This is a genomic window from Hydrogenophaga sp. FW305-3-2-15-A-LB1 (assembly GCF_058787875.1).
Genome location: NZ_JBYTAE010000070.1, coordinates 19,163 through 36,056, shown reverse-complemented (window position 1 = coordinate 36,056; position 16,894 = coordinate 19,163). Strand labels below are relative to the sequence as shown.

Annotated in this window: 14 protein-coding genes; 2 read left to right on the top strand and 12 right to left on the bottom strand. The window is 70.2% G+C overall.

Annotation, left to right across the window (positions count from 1 at the left end):
- Positions 1-5 precede the first annotated feature (5 nt).
- The 7 genes from AC3WPZ_RS20350 to AC3WPZ_RS20320 all read right to left on the bottom strand — a co-directional run bounded on the left by AC3WPZ_RS20350 (position 6) and on the right by AC3WPZ_RS20320 (position 8,125).
- Positions 6-1,025 (bottom strand): PDR/VanB family oxidoreductase, encoded by a 1,020-nt coding sequence (locus tag AC3WPZ_RS20350; RefSeq protein WP_444686393.1) that lies wholly within the window; start codon positions 1,023-1,025, stop codon positions 6-8.
- A gap of 122 nt (positions 1,026-1,147) precedes the next feature.
- A complete protein-coding gene (locus AC3WPZ_RS20345; protein WP_291120293.1) occupies positions 1,148-1,813 on the bottom strand; it encodes a TetR family transcriptional regulator C-terminal domain-containing protein in 666 nt (221 codons plus the stop codon).
- A gap of 107 nt (positions 1,814-1,920) precedes the next feature.
- Positions 1,921-2,322 carry a RidA family protein gene (locus AC3WPZ_RS20340; RefSeq protein ID WP_382158534.1) on the bottom strand — a complete coding sequence of 134 codons (402 nt, stop codon included), beginning with the start codon at positions 2,320-2,322 and terminating at the stop codon, positions 1,921-1,923.
- Between the two features lie 7 nt (positions 2,323-2,329).
- Complete coding sequence (locus tag AC3WPZ_RS20335) at positions 2,330-3,310, bottom strand: Bug family tripartite tricarboxylate transporter substrate binding protein (RefSeq protein WP_444686394.1); 981 nt, start codon at positions 3,308-3,310, stop codon at positions 2,330-2,332.
- A 13-nt stretch (positions 3,311-3,323) separates the two neighbouring features.
- On the bottom strand, positions 3,324-4,925 hold the full coding sequence (locus AC3WPZ_RS20330) for a hydantoinase B/oxoprolinase family protein (RefSeq protein WP_492441203.1): 1,602 nt from the start codon (positions 4,923-4,925) through the stop codon (positions 3,324-3,326).
- Positions 4,922-6,877 (bottom strand): hydantoinase/oxoprolinase family protein, encoded by a 1,956-nt coding sequence (locus AC3WPZ_RS20325; RefSeq protein WP_492441201.1) that lies wholly within the window; start codon positions 6,875-6,877, stop codon positions 4,922-4,924. The genes AC3WPZ_RS20330 and AC3WPZ_RS20325 overlap by 4 nt, the downstream gene beginning before the upstream one ends.
- 9 nt (positions 6,878-6,886) lie before the next feature.
- On the bottom strand, positions 6,887-8,125 hold the full coding sequence (locus tag AC3WPZ_RS20320) for an NAD(P)/FAD-dependent oxidoreductase (RefSeq protein WP_492441199.1): 1,239 nt from the start codon (positions 8,123-8,125) through the stop codon (positions 6,887-6,889).
- A gap of 165 nt (positions 8,126-8,290) precedes the next feature.
- Here AC3WPZ_RS20320 and AC3WPZ_RS20315 point away from each other — a divergent pair, with 165 nt between their 5' ends.
- Positions 8,291-9,211, top strand: a complete 921-nt coding sequence (locus AC3WPZ_RS20315; protein WP_492441197.1) for a LysR family transcriptional regulator — start codon at positions 8,291-8,293, stop codon at positions 9,209-9,211.
- Between the two features lie 6 nt (positions 9,212-9,217).
- On the opposite strand, the gene AC3WPZ_RS20310 is transcribed toward AC3WPZ_RS20315, so the two are convergent.
- Entirely contained in the window at positions 9,218-10,465 is a 1,248-nt protein-coding gene (locus tag AC3WPZ_RS20310; protein ID WP_492441195.1) for a DEAD/DEAH box helicase, read from the bottom strand.
- A 40-nt stretch (positions 10,466-10,505) separates the two neighbouring features.
- Between AC3WPZ_RS20310 and AC3WPZ_RS20305 the strand changes: the two genes are divergently transcribed.
- Positions 10,506-10,871, top strand: coding sequence for a translation initiation factor Sui1 (locus tag AC3WPZ_RS20305; protein WP_492441193.1), 366 nt, complete (start codon positions 10,506-10,508; stop codon positions 10,869-10,871).
- 9 nt (positions 10,872-10,880) lie between these two features.
- Here AC3WPZ_RS20305 and AC3WPZ_RS20300 read toward each other — a convergent pair whose 3' ends face one another.
- The 4 genes from AC3WPZ_RS20300 to mfd all read right to left on the bottom strand — a co-directional run bounded on the left by AC3WPZ_RS20300 (position 10,881) and on the right by mfd (position 16,809).
- Complete coding sequence (locus tag AC3WPZ_RS20300; RefSeq protein WP_382158518.1) at positions 10,881-11,432, bottom strand: redoxin domain-containing protein; 552 nt, start codon at positions 11,430-11,432, stop codon at positions 10,881-10,883.
- A gap of 14 nt (positions 11,433-11,446) precedes the next feature.
- Positions 11,447-12,184 carry a phosphoserine phosphatase SerB gene (serB, locus tag AC3WPZ_RS20295; RefSeq protein WP_382158516.1) on the bottom strand — a complete coding sequence of 246 codons (738 nt, stop codon included), beginning with the start codon at positions 12,182-12,184 and terminating at the stop codon, positions 11,447-11,449.
- Between the two features lie 31 nt (positions 12,185-12,215).
- On the bottom strand, positions 12,216-13,193 hold the full coding sequence (locus tag AC3WPZ_RS20290; protein WP_382324363.1) for a Bug family tripartite tricarboxylate transporter substrate binding protein: 978 nt from the start codon (positions 13,191-13,193) through the stop codon (positions 12,216-12,218).
- Positions 13,194-13,317: 124 nt separating this feature from the next.
- Positions 13,318-16,809 (bottom strand): transcription-repair coupling factor, encoded by a 3,492-nt coding sequence (mfd, locus tag AC3WPZ_RS20285; protein WP_444686399.1) that lies wholly within the window; start codon positions 16,807-16,809, stop codon positions 13,318-13,320.
- Positions 16,810-16,894 lie beyond the last annotated feature (85 nt).

Here is a 16,894-nt window from a genome sequence, read left to right as displayed (position 1 = left end):
GGGGTTCAGAGGTCGAGGGTGAGGGTGGGCGAGTGGCTGCGCGCGCAGCAGATCGCCACGTGCGTGGCGCGCTCGGCCTCGGTCATGCACGCGTCCTGGTGGTCCGGCGTGCCATCGAGGTAGGGCGTGAGGCAGGAGCCGCAGATGCCTTGTTCGCACACGGTGTCCACCGCCACGCCCGCGCCTTGCAGCACGTGGGCGATGCTTTTGCCCGGCGCCACGGGCAGGCGCAGCTGGCGGCGCGCGAGCAGCACCTCGAAACCCGCCGTCTGGGCCGGGGCGGCCTGGGGCTGGGTCGGGGCGCTGAAGTACTCGAAGTGCACGCGCTCGGCCGGCCAGCTCTGGCAGGCCTCGCGCACGTGGGTCATGAAGCCCTCGGGCCCACAGAAGTAGACGTGGGAACCGGCCGGCGCCTGGGCGATCACGGAAGAGGGGCGGGTGGGCGACGGCACGCTGTCGAAGTGCACCTGCACGTTGCGCCGCCAGGGCGCGTGGTCGAGCGTGCTGCACAAGGCCAGGTGCTTGGAACTGCGCGCGAACACCGCGAGCGTGAACGGCGCGCCCAGCGCGTGCAGCGCATGCGCCATGGAGACCAGGGGCGTCACGCCGATGCCACCGCCCAGCAGCAGGTGGTGGGCCGCGTTCGGCGCCAGGCGGAACTGGTTGCGCGGCAGGCCGATGCGCAGGATCTCGCCTTCGCGCACCCACATGTGCAGGGCGCGCGAGCCGCCACGGCCGGTGTCTTCGCGCTTGACCGCGATCTCGTACGACTCCGTGGTGCGCGTCGGATCGCCGCAGAGCGAATAGCTGCGCACCAGGCCGCCGGGCAGGTGCACGTCCACGTGCGCGCCGGCCTCGCAGGCCGGCAGGGGCAGGCCGTCGATGCGCTGCAGCACATAGCTGTTGACCTCGTCGGTGTGGCGCACGACGCGGGCGACGCGGATGGTCAGGTCACCGCGTGGCGCGGGGCCGTTCGGGGGGCTGGCATGGACCGGTTGGCCCGCTGGCGTGTTGATCGAACTCAATTTCTGACCATTTAATTTGACTATTTGGTCAGTATAAGAAAAATCATCCCCGGGGAAACCGTGAAAACCCGCAGATTCAGGGAAGGAAGGTGGCGCCGCGTGTCGTTGGCGCCACAGCGCGCTCAGTCGCGCAGCAGGCCGCAGCCGCGCAGGATGAACGGGATGAGCTCGTTGGCCACGGCCTCGCGGTCCAGGGGCCCGCAGATGTGGCGCACCTGCAGCGCGAAATCGGCGTGGTGCTGCGTCATGGCCCAGATGTGCATGAGCAGCAGGTGCGCGTTCATGGGCTTCATCAGACCGCGCGCGATCCAGCCGTTGATGATGCCGACTTCCTTCTGGACCCAGGTGCGGGCGTTGGGCCAGTAGCGCCCCAGGTTGTGGCCACCGTCCAGGATCTCGCGCGTGAAGATGCGCGAGACCGTCGGCTGGTCGAAGGCATGGTCCAGCTTCTGGCGGATGTAGTGGCTCAGGATGTCGGCCGGCTCGGTCAGGCCGGGCGGTGCGAACTCGATCTTCCAGGCCATCATCACCGAGTCCAGCAGCTCGTTGTAGAGCTCCTCCTTGCCGGTGATGTAGTAGTGCAGCTGGGGCTTGGTCAGGCCGGCGCGCTCGGCGATGGCCTGGGTGGAGGTGCCCTTGAGGCCATGCAGGCTGAACTCCTGGGTGGCCGCTTCCCGGATGGCGGCGAGGATGCGCTGTCGGCTTTCCCGCACCGCACGTGCGGGGCGCGCAAGCGTGGGGGTGGCGGCGCGGGGCTCGCGCCGTGCCGGGGAATCTGCAGCTGTCATGGTCCGGAGTCGCGTGGGCCGGAGCCGGCCACGACGCGCTGAAAAGTGGGATTTCATGATAGCAGGCGCGCCATTCTGGTGCGCGCGGCCAGCCCCTCGCCACGGGCTCAGCCGGGGCGGCGCAGGGCCACCGCCTCGATCTCCACCAGCACGGGGGCAATCAGGCCGGAAATGACGGTCGAACGCGCGGGCGCCGTGGCCGCGGGGAAACGCTCGGCGTAGGCCTCGTTGAAGCCGGGGTAGTCCTTGGCGTTGACCAGCCACACCGTGGTCTTGACCACGTCGGCCAGCGTGCAGCCGGCGCGCTGCAGGATGGCTTCGATCAGGTCCAGGGTGTAGTGGGTCTGGCTCGCGATGTCCTCGCCGGCCGCCTGGCCGTTGCGCATGGGCACCTGGCCGGCGACGAAGACCAGCCGGTCCTCGACCACCACCGCCGGTGAAATGGGCTGGACCTTGCCGGCCCGTTCCACGGGCGGCCCGATGTGTTCAATGCCGGGGTTGGGGCTCATGCGGGGATCAGTCGGGTTTGGCACCGGAGGCCTTGACGATGGAGGCCCACTTCTTCGTTTCCGATTCGATGAAGGCCTTGTACTCGGTGGCGCTGCTGCCGCCGAGCTTGAAGCCGCGCGAGACGAAGTACTCCTGGATGTCGGGGCTGGTCAGCGCGGCGTTCACGTCCTTGTTGATCTTCTCGACGATGGCCGCCGGCGTGCCGGGCGGCGCGAACAGGCCTTGCCACGACAGCGCCTCGAAGCCGGGGTAACCGCTCTCGGCGACGGAGGGCACGTTGGGGAACAGCGGGTGGCGTTCCTTCGAGGTCACGGCCAGCGGCACCAGTTTGCCTGCCTGGATCTGCGGCATGACGACCAGCACGTCGCCGAACATCAGGTCGATCTGGCCGCCCATGAGGTCGGTGAGCGCGCCGGCACTGCCACGGTACGGGATGTGCAGGAACGACGCCTTGGTGGCGAGCTTGAACATCTCGCCGGTCAGGTGCATCGAGGTGCCGCTGCCGGGCGAGCCGTAGGTGATCGAGGCGGGCTTGGCGCGCGCGGCCGCGATCAGCTCCTGCAGGTTCTTCGCCGGCAGGTTGGGGTTCTTCACGATCAGCAGCGGCGCGCTCACCACGGCCGTGACGGGCGTGAATCCCTTGACCATGTCGTAGGGCAGGTTGGGGTAGAGCGCACCGGCGATGCCGTTGCTGCCGGTCACGCCCAGCAGCAGCGTGTGGCCGTCCGGCTCGGACTTGGAGACGTGGTCCGCGCCCACGGTGCCGCCGGCGCCCGCGCGGTTGTCCACCACCACCGTCTGTTTCCAGGTGACGGTGAGTTTCTCGCCGAGCTTGCGCGCGAGCAGGTCGGTGCTGCCGCCGGGTGGGAAGGGCACGACGATGCGCACCAGTTTGCTGGGGTAGGCCTGCGCCGAAGCGAGCGAGGGCGCGAGCGCGGTCACGGCGAGCGTGGCCGCGAGCGCGAAGGTGGTGGCGATGCGGTTCATGGCGAGATCACTTTCATGTGGGTTGGTCTTTCGGCGCCACCAGCGTGTGGTCTGGTGCACCCCAAGCGCCTCCTCCGGCCGTTTCTATGACGAGCCTGTCCCCCGCCGACCACTCGACGCGCGCCCGGGCGGGCAACACGTCGATGCGTCCATCGGCTCTTTCGATGCGGGCGGCCGACGGTGAACCATCGCCACCGCCCTGGCTGCCGCGCGCGCGGCTGACATGGCGTTCGCCCCGGTAGGAGACGCTGCCCTGTCCTTCTAGCAATTGGTATACCCGCCGCACGCCATGGCCGCCCACGAAGCGGCCCACGCCGCCCGAGCCTTCGCGGATCGCGTAGGTGCTCACGCGCAGCGGCGCTTCGGATTCGATCACCTCCACCGGCGTGTTGCGCGCATTGCCCACGTCGGTGGAAATGCCGCTGGTGCCATCGGCCTGCGCGCTCGCGCCCGCGCCGCTGGCGATGATCTCGGTGAGCAGCCAGCGCTGGCCGTCGGCCCCGGTGCCGCCGAGCGAGAGCACCGTGGCCACGCCCGCGTTCGAGGCCAGCGGCTCGCGCGAGGCGCCGAGCGACCAGGCGCTGAGCATGGCGTTGCAGGCCAGCTTGAGCGTGGCGGTGCGCGCGTTCACCGCGGCGGGCAGGCGCGGGTTGACCACGCTGCCTTCGGGCAGTACCCAGGTGGCGGGCGCGAGGCAACCCGCGTTGTTCGGCGCCTGCGGCGCGAGCGAGCGCATGAAGAACAGGATGGCGGACATCATGCTCGAGGGCGATGCGTTCACCGGCCCGCGCGTCTGCGCCGACGAACCCGTGAAGTCGATCGTGAGCGCGTCGCCCTGCTTGCGCAGGCTCACCGCGATGCGCACGGGCGCGTCGTCGATGCCGTCGCCGTCGAGCTGGTCTTCCCATTGCCAGACGCCGTCGGGCACCTGGCGCAGGGCGTCGCGCGTCATGCGCTCGGACTGCGCGAGCAGGGCATCGCACACGGCGTTGAAGGCGGGGCCGGTGCGCGCCTGCAGCGCGGCGGTTTCGCGCGCGCCCAGGCTCACGGCGGACCACTGCGCGTTCAGATCGCCGACCAGGTTGCCCGGCGTGCGGCTGTTGGCGGTGAGCAGGGTCTCGACGTTGCTGTCCACCACGCCGGCCGTGCGCCAGCGCACCGGCGGGATGCGCAGGCCTTCCTGGTGGATGTCGGTGGCGTTCGGCGGGATCGAGCCGGCCGCCATGCCGCCCACGTCCTGGTGGTGCAGGATGGCGGCGGCCAGCGCGATGGTGACGCCGTCGCGGAGGATGGGCCGCACCACGATCAGGTCGGGCAGGTGCGTGCCACCCGACCAGGGGTCGTTCATGAGGTAGGCGTCGCCCTCGGCCATCTGTGGCGCGGGGAAACGCTTCAGGACGCCGGCGACGGCGGGGATCAGCGAGCCCAGCAGCAGCGGCAGCGAGCGCGCCTGCGCGAGCAGGCGGCCGTCGGGCAGGAAGACGGCGGCGGCGCAGTCGCCACCCTCGCGCGCGATCGACGAGTAGGCCGCGCGCATCATGCGGCTCTGCATGCGGTCCACGATGCCCTGCAGCGCCAGCCGCACGGGCTCCATGAGGATCAGGTGTTCGTTCATGCGCGTGCCTCCTCGGCCTGCGTCAGCAGCAGGGAACCGTCGGCCTCCTGCGCCCATTGCCAGCCCGCCGGCACCCACACCGTGGTGGTGGCCGCGAACAGGGCCTGCGGGCCCTGGCCCGTGGCGGCGCAGCCGGCCCACCGCGTGGGGTCGGGCCGCAGGTGGTGGGCGTTGACGCCGGGCTGGGGCACGGCCTGTTCGAACACACCGCGCAGCAGGCCCACCAGCGCGTCGCTGCGCGCGGGCATCTGGCCACGCAGGGCTTCGTAGCGCGCGGCGAAGCGCGCCTGCAGCGCGGGCAGGTTGTCTTCGGGCAGCCAGGCCACTTCCACCGGGCTGCCTTGGCCCCGGTGCAGGATCTCCAGGCTCCAGCGGATGGACGCGCATTCGATGGAGGGATGCAAGTCACCGCGCAAGGCGGTGAGCGCGGCCAGGCCATCGGCATTCAGCGGCAGCGAGCAGGCCTTCTCCACCGTCTGTGTGGGCGGCGAGGCCAGCAGGCCCAGCGCGGCGACCACGCCGGCGTGCGCGATCACGCGCACCTGTGACACGCCCGCGAGCTCGGCCACCTCGGCCACGTGCTGGGCGCCACCGCCACCCGCCGCGACGAGCAGGCAGTCGGCGGGGTGGATGTCGCGCTGGAAGGCGCGCATCTTCACGCTCTCGGCCATGGCCGTGGCGGCGGTGGCGACGATGGCTTTCGCCGCGTCGATGGTGGCAATGCCCAGGGGCAACGCGACGTCGCGCGCCACGGCCGCTTCGGCCAGCGCCACGTCCAGCACCACGCCGCCGGAGAGCTGGCGCGGCAGGCGGCCGAGCAGCAGCAGGGCGTCGGTCAGCGTGGCGTTCGTGCCGCCCAGGCCGTAGGCCGCGGGGCCGGGCCAGGCGCCTTGCGAGCGCGGGCCCAGGCGCAGACCGCCACCGGCGTTCACGCTGGCCAGGCTGCCGCCGCCGATGGAGAGCGATTCCACGTCGGCGCAGCGCAGCCGCAGTGTGAGGTCGCCGCAGAGCAGGGTGTCGGTGAACAGGGGGCGTCCGGTTTCGAGGATGCCGATGTCGGTGCTGGTGCCGCCGACGTCGATGGACATCACCACCTGGGCGGCATCGCTGTCGGGCAGGCTCGCGGCCACGCCCTGCAGCGCGGCGCAGGGGCCGGACATGGCCAGGCCGATGGGGCGCGCCACGGCATCCTGCCAGGGCGCGATGCCGCCTTCGGAGCGCATCAGCGCGGGCGCGGGCAGGCCGCGTTCGGCCAGCGCGCCGCCCAGCGACCGCAGGTACTGCTGCACCATGGGCTTGCTGTAGGCGTCGAAGGCGGTGGCGAGGAAACGCTCGAACTCGCGCGGCTTGGGGTCGACCTCGCTGGAGAGCGAGACCATCAGTTCAGGTTGCGCTTCGAGCAGCCAGGCGCGCACCTGCTGCTCGTGCGCCGGTCGCAGGTGCGAGAACAGCAGGCAGACCGCGACCGAGCGCAGGCCCGAGGCGGCGATGCGGTGGGCCAGGGCGGTGAGCTGTTCGCGGTCCAGCGGCTCGATCTCGTCGCCGTGCGCGTCCACGCGCCCGGCGATCTCGACGCGGTGCGCGGCGGGAAACAGGCGGCGCTCGGGCGTGGGCGGCAGCACGGCGGCGGTGTACAGGTCGCGCCGGTCCTGGCGCGCCAGCGCGAGGATGTCGCGCATGCCGGTGTTGGTGATCACGGCCACCGGGCCGTCGTTCTGCTCCAGCAGCAGGTTGGTGACCACGGTGGAGCCGTGCACGATGCGCGCGACCTGGGTGGGCGCGATGCCGTTTTCATCGAGCATGCGCTGCACGGCCTGCAGGATCGGCTGCACCAGCTGGCCCGCTTCGCGCGGGTGCTTGAGGCTGCGCAGCGTGCCGTCCGAGGCGCAGGCCACCACGTCGATGAAGGTGCCACCCATGTCGATGCCGATGGCCCAGCTCGGTGTGCTCATGCCGGCCTTTCAGCGGAAGCGCCGCGCGCTGAACGGCGACAGGTCCACCTGCGTGGCGCGGCCCGCCACCAGGTGGGCCACCTCGCGGCCGGTGCTGGCGCCCATGCACATGCCCATGTGGCCGTGGCCGAAGGCGAGCCAGGCGTTGTCGGCGTCGCGGCTGCGGTCGATCACCGGCAGGCTGTCGGGCATGCAGGGGCGGTGGCCCATCCACTGCGTCACTTCCGAGGTGTCCAGGTGCGGGAACAGCAGCTGGCCCTGGCGCAGCAGCGCCTGAGCGCGCTCGTAGTTGGGCGCGCGCTTGAGGCCGGCGAACTCCACCGTGCCGGCCAGCCGCAGGCCCATGGCCATGGGGTTGACCATGATGTTGTTCTCCGAGGCCATCACGGTGTGGCGCAGCTTCAGGTTGGAGCTGCGCACGGTCACGTGGTAGCCGCGCTGGGTTTCGAGTGGCACGCGGTCGCCGAGCTGTTTCGCGAGCTGGCCGGACCAGGCGCCGGCGGCCACCACCACGCCATCGACCGCGAGCGGCTCACCGCGGTCCATGCGCAGGCCGGTGACGCGCCGGCCTTCGCGTTCGAAGCCGGTGACCGAGCGGTGGTCGTGGCGGGCGCCGTCGCGCACGCTTTGCGCGACCAGGGCCTTGACCAGTTGCGAGGGGTCCAGCGTGGAGCCGTTGTCGGGCGCGAGGATGCCGAAGCGGAAGCGCCCCTTCAGGTCGGGTTCGAGTTCTTCCAGCTCATCGCGCTCGACGTTGACGAGGTTCACGCCGAGGGACTTGCGCAGGGCCATGCCCCACTTCCACTGGTCGGCGGCCTCGCGCGAGGAGTAGACGTACAGGCAACCGCTGCGGCGCACCAGGGCGTTCGCGTCGGCGTGGTCGAGCAGGGGGCCGTAGCAGTCGAAGATCGGGCGCAGCAGGGTCTGCAGCGCGGTGGCGATGCGCGTGACCTCCTGCGGCGTGGAGTGCTGCAGCATGCGCAGCAGCCAGGGCATCACGCGCGGCAGGTAGGTGGTGCGGATGGTCAGTGGCCCCAGCGGGTCGAGCAGCCAGCTGGGCACTTTCTTCCACATGTTGGGCATGCCCACCGGCAGGCAGGCGCTGGGCGAGAGGGAACCGGCGTTGCCGAACGAACAGGCTTCGCCCGGTTCCAGAGGATCGACGAAGGTGATCTGGTGGCCGTCGCGCTGCAGCCAGGCGGCTGTGCAGGCGCCGACGATGCCTGTGCCTACAACGGCGATGTGCATGGGATCAACGGATTCTTGTGAGGGGAGGGGCGGGGTGTCTCGCGGCATTCTATGAACCGTGCGATGCATCAAACAAGCGAATTCTTTTGATACATTCATCATGAAATCTGATGATGGTGCATGCACGCCCGCGGGCACCGCTTCTGAACCAGATGGGTGCACGCGATGAACATCAGCTTGAGACAGATGCGGGCCTTCGCGGCCGTGACGCAGAGCGGCAGCTTCACCGGCGCGGCGCGCCAGCTCAGCCTCACGCAGTCGGCGGTGAGCATGCTGGTCCAGCAGCTGGAGCAGGAGCTGCACCTGCAGCTGTTCGACCGCAGCCGCACGGCCATCACGCTCACCGAGGCCGGCAAGAACCTGCTGCCGCTGGCGCAGCGCATCCTGGAGGACGTGCGCCAGGTGGTCGAGGGCGCTTCCGAAATCCGCGCCTTGCGCCGGGGCTTCCTGCGCGTGTCCACCTCGCAGATGATGGCCTGCACCTGGGTGGCCTCGGTGCTCACCGAGTTCGGCCAGCAGCATCCCGGCATCAGCCTGCGCCTGAAGGACGCGGTGGCCGACGACGTGGTGGACACCGTGCGCCACGGGGCGGTGGAGCTGGGCATCGGCCCCGAGCGCCTGACGGGCGATGACGTGACGCGCAGCTTCCTCATGAACGTACCGATCCGCCTGGTGTGCCCGAAGGGGCACCCGGCCTACGAGCGCGCCAGCGTGTCTTGGAAAGAGCTGCGCGACGAGCGCTGGATCAGTTACTCCCACGAGTTCGGCCGCCACGTGGAGCGCGCGCTGCACACGCACGGCCACGACTTCTCGCTGGACACGGCGAGCGACGTGGGCTTTCTCACCACGGCGATGGCGCTGGCCGGCCACGGCATGGGCGTGCTGCTCGCACCGGAGTATGCGCGCTCGTTCGCCGACAACTTCGGCGTGCGCTTCGTGCCGCTGCGCGCGCCGGCGATCCAGCGCGAGTACTTCGTGTACCAGCGCAAGGGGCAGTCGCTGTCGCCGGCGGCGGCCACCTTTCTCGATCTGTTGCGGCAGCGCGGCGGGGGCGCCCGGCGCGCGGGCAAGGCGGCCCAGGGCTGAGCTGAATCAGTCCGGCTTGCGGGCGGCGGCAGCAGCGGCTGCGCGCAGCTTGTCCTTCTTGCTCGGCCGTTTGCCCTTGATGCCACCGTCGCCCGGCGAAGGCGGTGGCGCGGTTTCGGTGGGCTCGAAACCGGGCAGCACCTCGAGCGGCAGGGAGAGGCCCTGGCGTTTCTCGATCAGGCGCCAGTGGGCTTCGGTGGCCGGGCTCACGAAGCTCACCGCCAGGCCGCTCGCACCGGCGCGGCCGGTGCGGCCGATGCGGTGCACGTAGTCCACCGCCGAGCGCGGCAGGTCGTAGTTCACCACCACCGGCAGTTGCTCGATGTCGATGCCGCGCGCGGCCAGGTCGGTGGTGACGACCACGTCCCAGCGTTTTTCCTTGAACTCGCCCAGCGCCTGCTGGCGCGCGCCCTGGCTCAGGCCGCCGTGGAAGGAGGTGGCGTACAGATCGCCGTGGTGCAGCTTGGCCGCCACGCGCTCGGCCGCGTACTGCGTGGCCACGAACACCAGCACGCGCTGCCAGCCCTGGTCCTTGATGAGCTGGCGCAGCAACTGCGTGCGGCGCGTGCTGTCGACCAGAAAGGCCTGTTGCAGGATCACCGCGGCCTCGGCCGGCGCGGCGGGCACGTCGATGCGCAGGGGTTCGCGCAGCAGCGCGTCGGCCAGCGCCTGCACCGCCGAGGGGAAGGTGGCCGAGAAGAAGAGGTTCTGCCGCTGGGCGGGCAGCAAGGCGAGCACGCGCGCGAGTTCGTCGGCGAAGCCCAGGTCCAGCAGGCGGTCGGCTTCGTCGAGCACCAGCAGTTCCACGGCCGACAGGCGCAGCGCGTTGTGTTCCACCAGGTCGAGCAGGCGCCCGGGCGTGGCGACCACCACGTCGGCGCCGCCGCGCAGCGCCATCATCTGCGGGTTGATCGACACGCCGCCGAACACCACGGCCACCTTGGGCTGGCGCGGCAGGTGCTGCGCCAGCGCGCGCACCACCTCGCCGGCCTGCGCCGCGAGTTCGCGCGTGGGCACGACCACCAGCGCGCGCACGCGGCGCGGCGAATGGGTGGCGGCCTGGGTGAGCCGTTGCAGCAGGGGCAGGGCGTAGGCGGCGGTCTTGCCGGAGCCGGTCTGCGCGGTGGCGAGCAGGTCATGGCCGGCCAGCACGGCCGGAATGGCTTCACGCTGGATCGGGGTGGGCGTGGTGAAACCGAGTTCGGCGGCGGCTTGGGCGAGGGCGGGCGCGAGGCCCAGGGCGGTGAATGGCATGGATCGGGGCAGTGTACCGGCCCGGGTAGGATGCGGCCCCATGAAGAACAAGCTTTCGACCGGTGGCCTGGTCTACTCCACCGATGCGGGCCGCATGTGCCCCGACTGCCGCCAGCCGGTGGCGCAATGCGTGTGCAAGCAACGGGCCAGCGCCGTGCCGGCGGGCGATGGCGTGGTGCGCGTCTCGCGCGAGACCAAGGGCCGGGGTGGCAAGGCGGTCACGCTGGTCAAGGGTCTGGCGCTGGACGCGGTGGCTTTGGCCGCGCTGGGCAAGCAGCTCAAGGCGGCCTGCGGAACCGGTGGCACGGTGAAGGACGGCGTGATCGAGATCCAGGGCGATCACATCGAGAAGGTGATGGCCGCGCTGAAATCCCAGGGTCACACCGTCAAACGCGCGGGCGGCTGAGGCCCGGGCTCAGAACAGCCGCGCCCACCACAGCCGAAGCCGCATGCCGATCTCGCTGGTGTAGCCGGCCGTGGGCGTGCGCAACCGGCCCTGGGCATCCACCACCACGAAGGCCGGCACGGCCTTGAAGCCGAGCTGGCGGGCGATCTCGCCGCGCGGATCGATCGCCGTGGCCCAGGGCAACTGCCGCTGCGCCAGCACGCGGGCCACGGGGCCGGCCTGACCGGATTGCATGGCGATGGTGAGCACCGGCCAGTCCGCCGAGAGCCGGGTCACGCTGTGTTCTTCCGTGCGGCAGATGGGGCACCACTCTGCCCACACGTGCAGGGCCACGGGCTGGCCGGGGTGGTCAGCGCGCCATTGCGCCAGGGTCGTGCGGCGCTCGCTGCCGTCGGGCTGAACCAGGGTGAGGGCCAGATCGGGCGCGGGGCCGCGCGGCACATCGCGCGTCTGCCAGGCCTGCACGCCCAGCAGCACCGCGAGCACCAGGCCCAGGGTGACGAGGTGGCTTTTCCACCGCCGGCGCAGCGACTGCGCGAAGCGGGCAAGGCGTGACGTCATGGGCATCAGCGTGTTCAGCGCAGGACTTCGAGCAGGCGGTCGAGCCCGCCTTCGTTGATGGCCACCATGGCCTGCGCGCGCACGGCGGGTTTGGCGTGGTACGCCACCGAGAGGCCGGCCACGCCCATCATGGGCAGGTCGTTGGCGCCGTCGCCCATGGCGATGCACTGCGAGGGCTCGATGCCCAGCAGCGACGCCACTTCGAGCAGCGTGCGGCGTTTCTCGGCACCGTCGCAGATGTCGCCCCAGGGCTGGTCCACCATGTAACCCGTGAGCTGGCCGCAGTTCGGGCCGCTTTCCACTTCGAGCACGTTGGCGCGCGTGAAGTCGATGCCCAGCGTCTGGCGCACGCGCTCGCTGAAGAAGGTGAAACCGCCCGAGACCAGCAGCACCTTCAAGCCGGCGGCCTTGCAGGCGCGCACCAGCTCGGCCGCGCCGGGGTTGATGCGCAGGCGCTCGGTGTAGATCTGCTCCATGTCGGCGATGGTCACGCCGCGCAGCAGCGCCACGCGCTTGCGCAGGCTGTCCTTGTAGTCGGTGATCTCGCCGCGCATGGCGGCCTCGGTGATGGCGGCCACCTCGGCCTTCTTGCCCACGGCATCGGCGATCTCGTCCACGCACTCGATGCTGATGAGCGTGGAGTCCATGTCGAAGGCGATGAGCTTGAAGTCGCTGAGTTTGAGCGGAGGGGTGAAGCCCTGGACGGTGAGGCCGGGGGCGAATTCGGTGGCGGTGGCGGGAGCTTGTGTCATGGCCGGGATTATCCCAGCCATGCACAAGCCCTTACTGTGGCGTGAGGCCGGCGGCCTTGACCAGTTCGGCGTGCAGCTTGATGTCGGCCGAGATGATGCGCTGCAATTCTTCCGGCGTGCTGGGGGCCACCTCGATGCCGCTGGCTGCCAGCTTGGCCTTGAATTCGGCGTCCATGGCGGTGTTCACCGCGCGGTTGAGCTGGTCGATGATGGGGCGCGGGGTCTTGGCGGGCGCCAGGATGGCGACCCAGGCCGAGAGGTTGAGGTTGGCCAGACCGCCTTCGGCCATGGTGGGCACGTCCGGCAGGACGGGCGAGCGTTGGGGGCTCATCAGGCCCAGCGCATGGAGCTTGCCGGCCTGGATGTGCGGCAGGGCCTCGGGCAGCACGGCGAACATCGCGTCCACGTTGCCGGCGAGGGTGTCGTTGACCGCGAGCGCGCCGCCCTTGTAGGGCACATGCAGCATGCGGGCCTGGCTGCGGGTCTCGAACATCAGCCCACCCAGGTGCTGCGGGCTGCCGTCGCCCGACGAGGCGTAGCTGATCTTGCCCGGCGCGGCCTTGGCGGCGGCGAGGAAGGCGGCGGCGGTCGGGTACTTCTGCCTGTCCTTGACCACCAGCACCATGGGCTGGTTCACCAGCCGCGAGATCGGCATGAAGTCGGCCTCGGGGTCGTAGGGCAGGGTCTTGAAGATGCTCTTGTTCGTGGTCAGGAAGGAGGCGGGCGACACGGTGAGGGTGTAGCCGTCGGCCGCGGCCCTGGCAACCGCCGGCATGCCGATCTGGCCCGAGCCGCCCGCGCGGTTCTCGATCACGAAGGGCTGGCCGAACTGGGCGTTGAGCTTCTGGCCCAGCATGCGCGCGATCATGTCGGCGCTGCCGCCGGCCGGCAGGCCGACGATGACCTTCACCACGTGGTCCGGGTAGCTGCCCTGCGCCAGCGTGGGGCCAGAGAGGGCGAGCGCAAGAAGGGCGCTGGCGATGTGCAGCGCGGTGCGTCGGGTCGGCATGGTGGGCTCCGTATCGGTGTGTTTGTGCGGTGAAAGGGACAGGGCCACCAGGGAAGGTGGCCATGCCGTTTTACGCAAAAACCATGCCGTTGGGTATCGGGCCCGGCCCACCCTCGGTGGGGACCTACGGGGCCGGCGCGGGGGTCTTCGCCTGCAGCGGCTGGCCCAGGCTGCGCAGCACGTCGCGCACCAGCTGCACGCGGTCCTTCACCTCGGGCAGGGCGCGCTCGATGCGCAGCTTGTCGTTGCCGGCGAGCTTGATGTGGCGGTTCTTCTGGATCAGTTCGATGATGCGCATCGGCTCGAACGGCGGGTTGGCGCGGAAGGTGATGTTCGTCACGCCCGGTGCCGCATCGACCTTGACGACACCGTAGGGCGTGCTGATGCAGCGCAGGCGGTGCACGTCGATCAGCGTCTGCGCCTGGGGTGGCAGCTTGCCGAAGCGGTCCACGATTTCCTCGAGCAGCGCATCGACTTGGTCGGTGTTCTTCGCGGTGGCCAGCTTCTTGTAGAACGACAGGCGCAGGTGCACGTCGCCGCAGTAGTCGTTGGGCAGCAAGGCCGGGGCGTGCAGGTTGATGTCGGTGGTGACCGACAGCGGCGAGAGCAGGTCGGGCTCGCGCCCGGCCTTGAGCGAGCTCACCGCTTCGGACAGCATCTCGTTGTAGAGCTGGAAGCCCACCTCCAGCATGTTGCCGCTCTGGTTCTCGCCCAGCACCTCGCCCGCGCCGCGGATCTCCAGGTCGTGCATCGCCAGGTAGAAGCCGCTGCCAAGTTCCTCCATCTGCTGGATCGCGTCCAGTCGCTGCGCCGCCTGCTTGGTCAGGCCTTCGATGTCGGGGACCATGAGGTAGGCGTAGGCCTGGTGGTGGCTGCGGCCCACGCGGCCGCGCAGCTGGTGCAGCTGTGCCAGGCCGAACTTGTCGGCGCGGCTCATCACGATGGTGTTGGCCGTGGGCACGTCGATGCCGGTCTCGATGATGGTGGAGCACAGCAGCACGTTGAAGCGCTGCGCCACGAAGTCGCGCATCACGCGCTCCAGGTCGCGTTCGGGCATCTGGCCGTGCGCGATGGCGATGCGCGCCTCGGGCAATATCTCCTCCAGCTTCTGGCGCCGGTTCTCGATGGTCTCGACCTCGTTGTGCAGGAAGTAGACCTGCCCGCCGCGCTTGAGTTCGCGCAGCACGGCCTCGCGGATCACGCCGTTGCCCTCGTTGCGCACGAAGGTCTTGATGGCCAGGCGGCGCTGCGGCGCGGTGGCGATCACGGAGAGATCGCGCAGGCCTTCGAGCGCCATGCCCAGCGTGCGCGGGATCGGCGTGGCGGTGAGCGTGAGCACGTCGACCTCGGCGCGCAAGGCCTTCATCGCCTCCTTGTGGCGCACGCCGAAGCGGTGTTCCTCGTCGATGATGAGCAGGCCCAGGTCCTTGAACTTCACGCTTTCGCTGAGCAGCTTGTGCGTGCCGACCACGATGTCCACCGAGCCGTCGGCCAGGCCCTTGGCGGCGGCGGTGATTTCCTTGGCCGAGCGGAAGCGGCTCATCTCGGCCACCTTCACCGGCCACTTGGAGAAGCGGTCGGACAGGGTCTGGAAGTGCTGTTCGGCCAGCAGCGTGGTGGGCGCGAGGAAGGCCACCTGGCGCCCACCGGTGACGGCCACGAAGGCGGCGCGCAGGGCGACCTCGGTCTTGCCGAAGCCCACGTCGCCGCAGACCAGGCGGTCCATGGGGCGCGGGCTGATCATGTCCTGGATCACGGCGTGGATGGCGCCACGCTGGTCGGCGGTCTCCTCGAAGCCGAAGTCGTTGGCGAACACCTCGTAGTCCTGCGCCGAGTAGCGGAACGCATGGCCCTGGCGCGCGGCGCGGCGGGCGTAGATGTTGAGCAGCTCGGCGGCGGCGTCGCGCACCTGCTCGGCCGCCTTGCGCTTGGCCTTTTCCCACTGGCCGCTGCCCAGCTTGTGCAGCGGCGCCTCGTCGGCGCTCACGCCGGTGTAGCGGCCGATCAGCTGCAACTGGCTCACCGGCACATAGAGCACGGCCTTGTCGGCGTACTCCAGGTGCAGGAATTCCTGCAGCGCGGGGCTGCCGTCGGGGTTTTTCTCCCCCATGTCCATGTTCACCAGGCCGCGGTAGCGGCCGATGCCGTGCGCGTTGTGCACCACGGGGTCGCCCAGGTTGAGCTCGGACAGGTCCTTGATCAGCGCGTCGACGTCGCTGACCTGTTCCTGCTTCTTGCGCCGGCGCGTGGTGGGGCCGGCGGCGAAGAGCTCGGTCTCGGTGACGAAGTCGATGCCGTCGTCCAGCCAGGAGAAGCCGACCGCGAGCGCGGCGGTGGCGATGCCGGTCTTTTCTTCGCTGGCCTGGAACTCGGCGAGCGAGTCGAAGGCCGGCGGGTGGACGCCGCTGGCGCGCAGGAAGTCCAGCAGGCTCTCGCGCCGGCCATCGCTTTCGGCCAGCAGCAGCACGCGGTGCGCGGTGTTGCGGATGTGGGCCTGCAGGCGCGAGAGCGGGTCTTCGGCGCCGCGCACCACGGACAGGTCGCCCAGCTTCTGCACGTGCGCGCCGTGTTCGATCTCCTGCTGCGCCGGGCGCACCACGTACTGCGCGTGCTGGTTGGCGCGGGTGTAGAACTGCTCGGTGCCCAGGAACAGGGCTTCGGGCGGCAGCACCGGCCGCTCGGTGTCGCCGCGCAGCAGGCGGTGGCGGTCCTTGGTGTCCTGCCAGAAGCGCTGGAAGGCGGGCTCCAGGTCGCCATGCAGCACCACGGTCGCGTCCGCGCCGAGGTAGTCGAACACGGTGGCGGTGTCGTCGAAGAACAGCGGCAGGTAGTACTCGATGCCGGCGGTGGCCACGCCGTTGCCGATGTCCTTGTAGATGCGGCTCTTGGTCGGGTCGCCTTCGAGCAGCTCGCGCCAGCGGCTGCGGAATTTGGCGCGCGCCGCGTCGTCCATCGGGAACTCGCGCCCGGGCAGCAGCCGCACCTCGTTCACCGGGTAGAGGCTGCGCTGGCTGTCGGGGTCGAAGGTGCGGATGCTGTCGATCTCGTCGTCGAACAGGTCCACCCGGTAGGGCACCAGGCTGCCCATGGGGAAGAGGTCGATCAGGCCGCCGCGCACCGCGTACTCGCCGGGGCTCACGACCTGCGTCACGTGCTGGTAACCCGCCAGGGTCAGCTGGCCCTTGAGCCTGGCTTCGTCGAGCTTCTGCTTGACCTTGAAGTGGAAGGTGTAGCCGGCCAGAAAGGACGGCGGCGCGAGCCGGTACAGCGCGGTGGTGGCGGGGACGAGCACCACGTCGGCGCCGGTGTCCTTGTCGCGCTGCGAGATGCGCCAGAGCGTGGCCAAGCGTTCGCTGATCAGGTCCTGGTGCGGCGAGAAGGTGTCGTAGGGCAGCGTTTCCCAGTCGGGGAAGAGGGCGCAGCGCAGGCCGGGCGCGAAGAACGCCATCTCGTCGATCAGCCGCTGCGCGTCGTTGGCGTCGGCGGTGACGATGGCGGTGAGTCGGCCGGCGGCTTTTTCGCGCTCGCCCAGCTGGGCCAGCATCAGGGCATCGGCCGAGCCGCCGGGATGCGGCACGGTGTGGCGTTTGCCGGGGGTGAGTTTGGGCAAGTCCATGGGAGATGGAGGGGCGTGCGGGGTGGACTTGAGTGCGTGGTGGGCCAATGCGGCCATGACGAACACCCCCGACCGGGAGGGCGGG

Bases quoted from the DNA above. Each gene is read 5' to 3' on its own strand.
- AC3WPZ_RS20330 (WP_492441203.1), bottom strand. From the start codon at position 4,925: ATGAACGAACACCTGATCCTCATGGAGCCCGTGCGGCTGGCGCTGCAG.
- AC3WPZ_RS20305 (WP_492441193.1), top strand. From the start codon at position 10,506: ATGAAGAACAAGCTTTCGACCGGTGGCCTGGTCTACTCCACCGATGCG.
- serB (WP_382158516.1), bottom strand. From the start codon at position 12,184: ATGACACAAGCTCCCGCCACCGCCACCGAATTCGCCCCCGGCCTCACC.
- mfd (WP_444686399.1), bottom strand. From the start codon at position 16,809: ATGGACTTGCCCAAACTCACCCCCGGCAAACGCCACACCGTGCCGCAT.
- AC3WPZ_RS20340 (WP_382158534.1), bottom strand. From the start codon at position 2,322: ATGAGCCCCAACCCCGGCATTGAACACATCGGGCCGCCCGTGGAACGG.
- AC3WPZ_RS20310 (WP_492441195.1), bottom strand. From the start codon at position 10,465: ATGCCATTCACCGCCCTGGGCCTCGCGCCCGCCCTCGCCCAAGCCGCC.
- AC3WPZ_RS20300 (WP_382158518.1), bottom strand. From the start codon at position 11,432: ATGACGTCACGCCTTGCCCGCTTCGCGCAGTCGCTGCGCCGGCGGTGG.
- AC3WPZ_RS20315 (WP_492441197.1), top strand. From the start codon at position 8,291: ATGAACATCAGCTTGAGACAGATGCGGGCCTTCGCGGCCGTGACGCAG.
- AC3WPZ_RS20325 (WP_492441201.1), bottom strand. From the start codon at position 6,877: ATGAGCACACCGAGCTGGGCCATCGGCATCGACATGGGTGGCACCTTC.
- AC3WPZ_RS20345 (WP_291120293.1), bottom strand. From the start codon at position 1,813: ATGACAGCTGCAGATTCCCCGGCACGGCGCGAGCCCCGCGCCGCCACC.
- AC3WPZ_RS20320 (WP_492441199.1), bottom strand. From the start codon at position 8,125: ATGCACATCGCCGTTGTAGGCACAGGCATCGTCGGCGCCTGCACAGCC.
- AC3WPZ_RS20335 (WP_444686394.1), bottom strand. From the start codon at position 3,310: ATGAACCGCATCGCCACCACCTTCGCGCTCGCGGCCACGCTCGCCGTG.
- AC3WPZ_RS20290 (WP_382324363.1), bottom strand. From the start codon at position 13,193: ATGCCGACCCGACGCACCGCGCTGCACATCGCCAGCGCCCTTCTTGCG.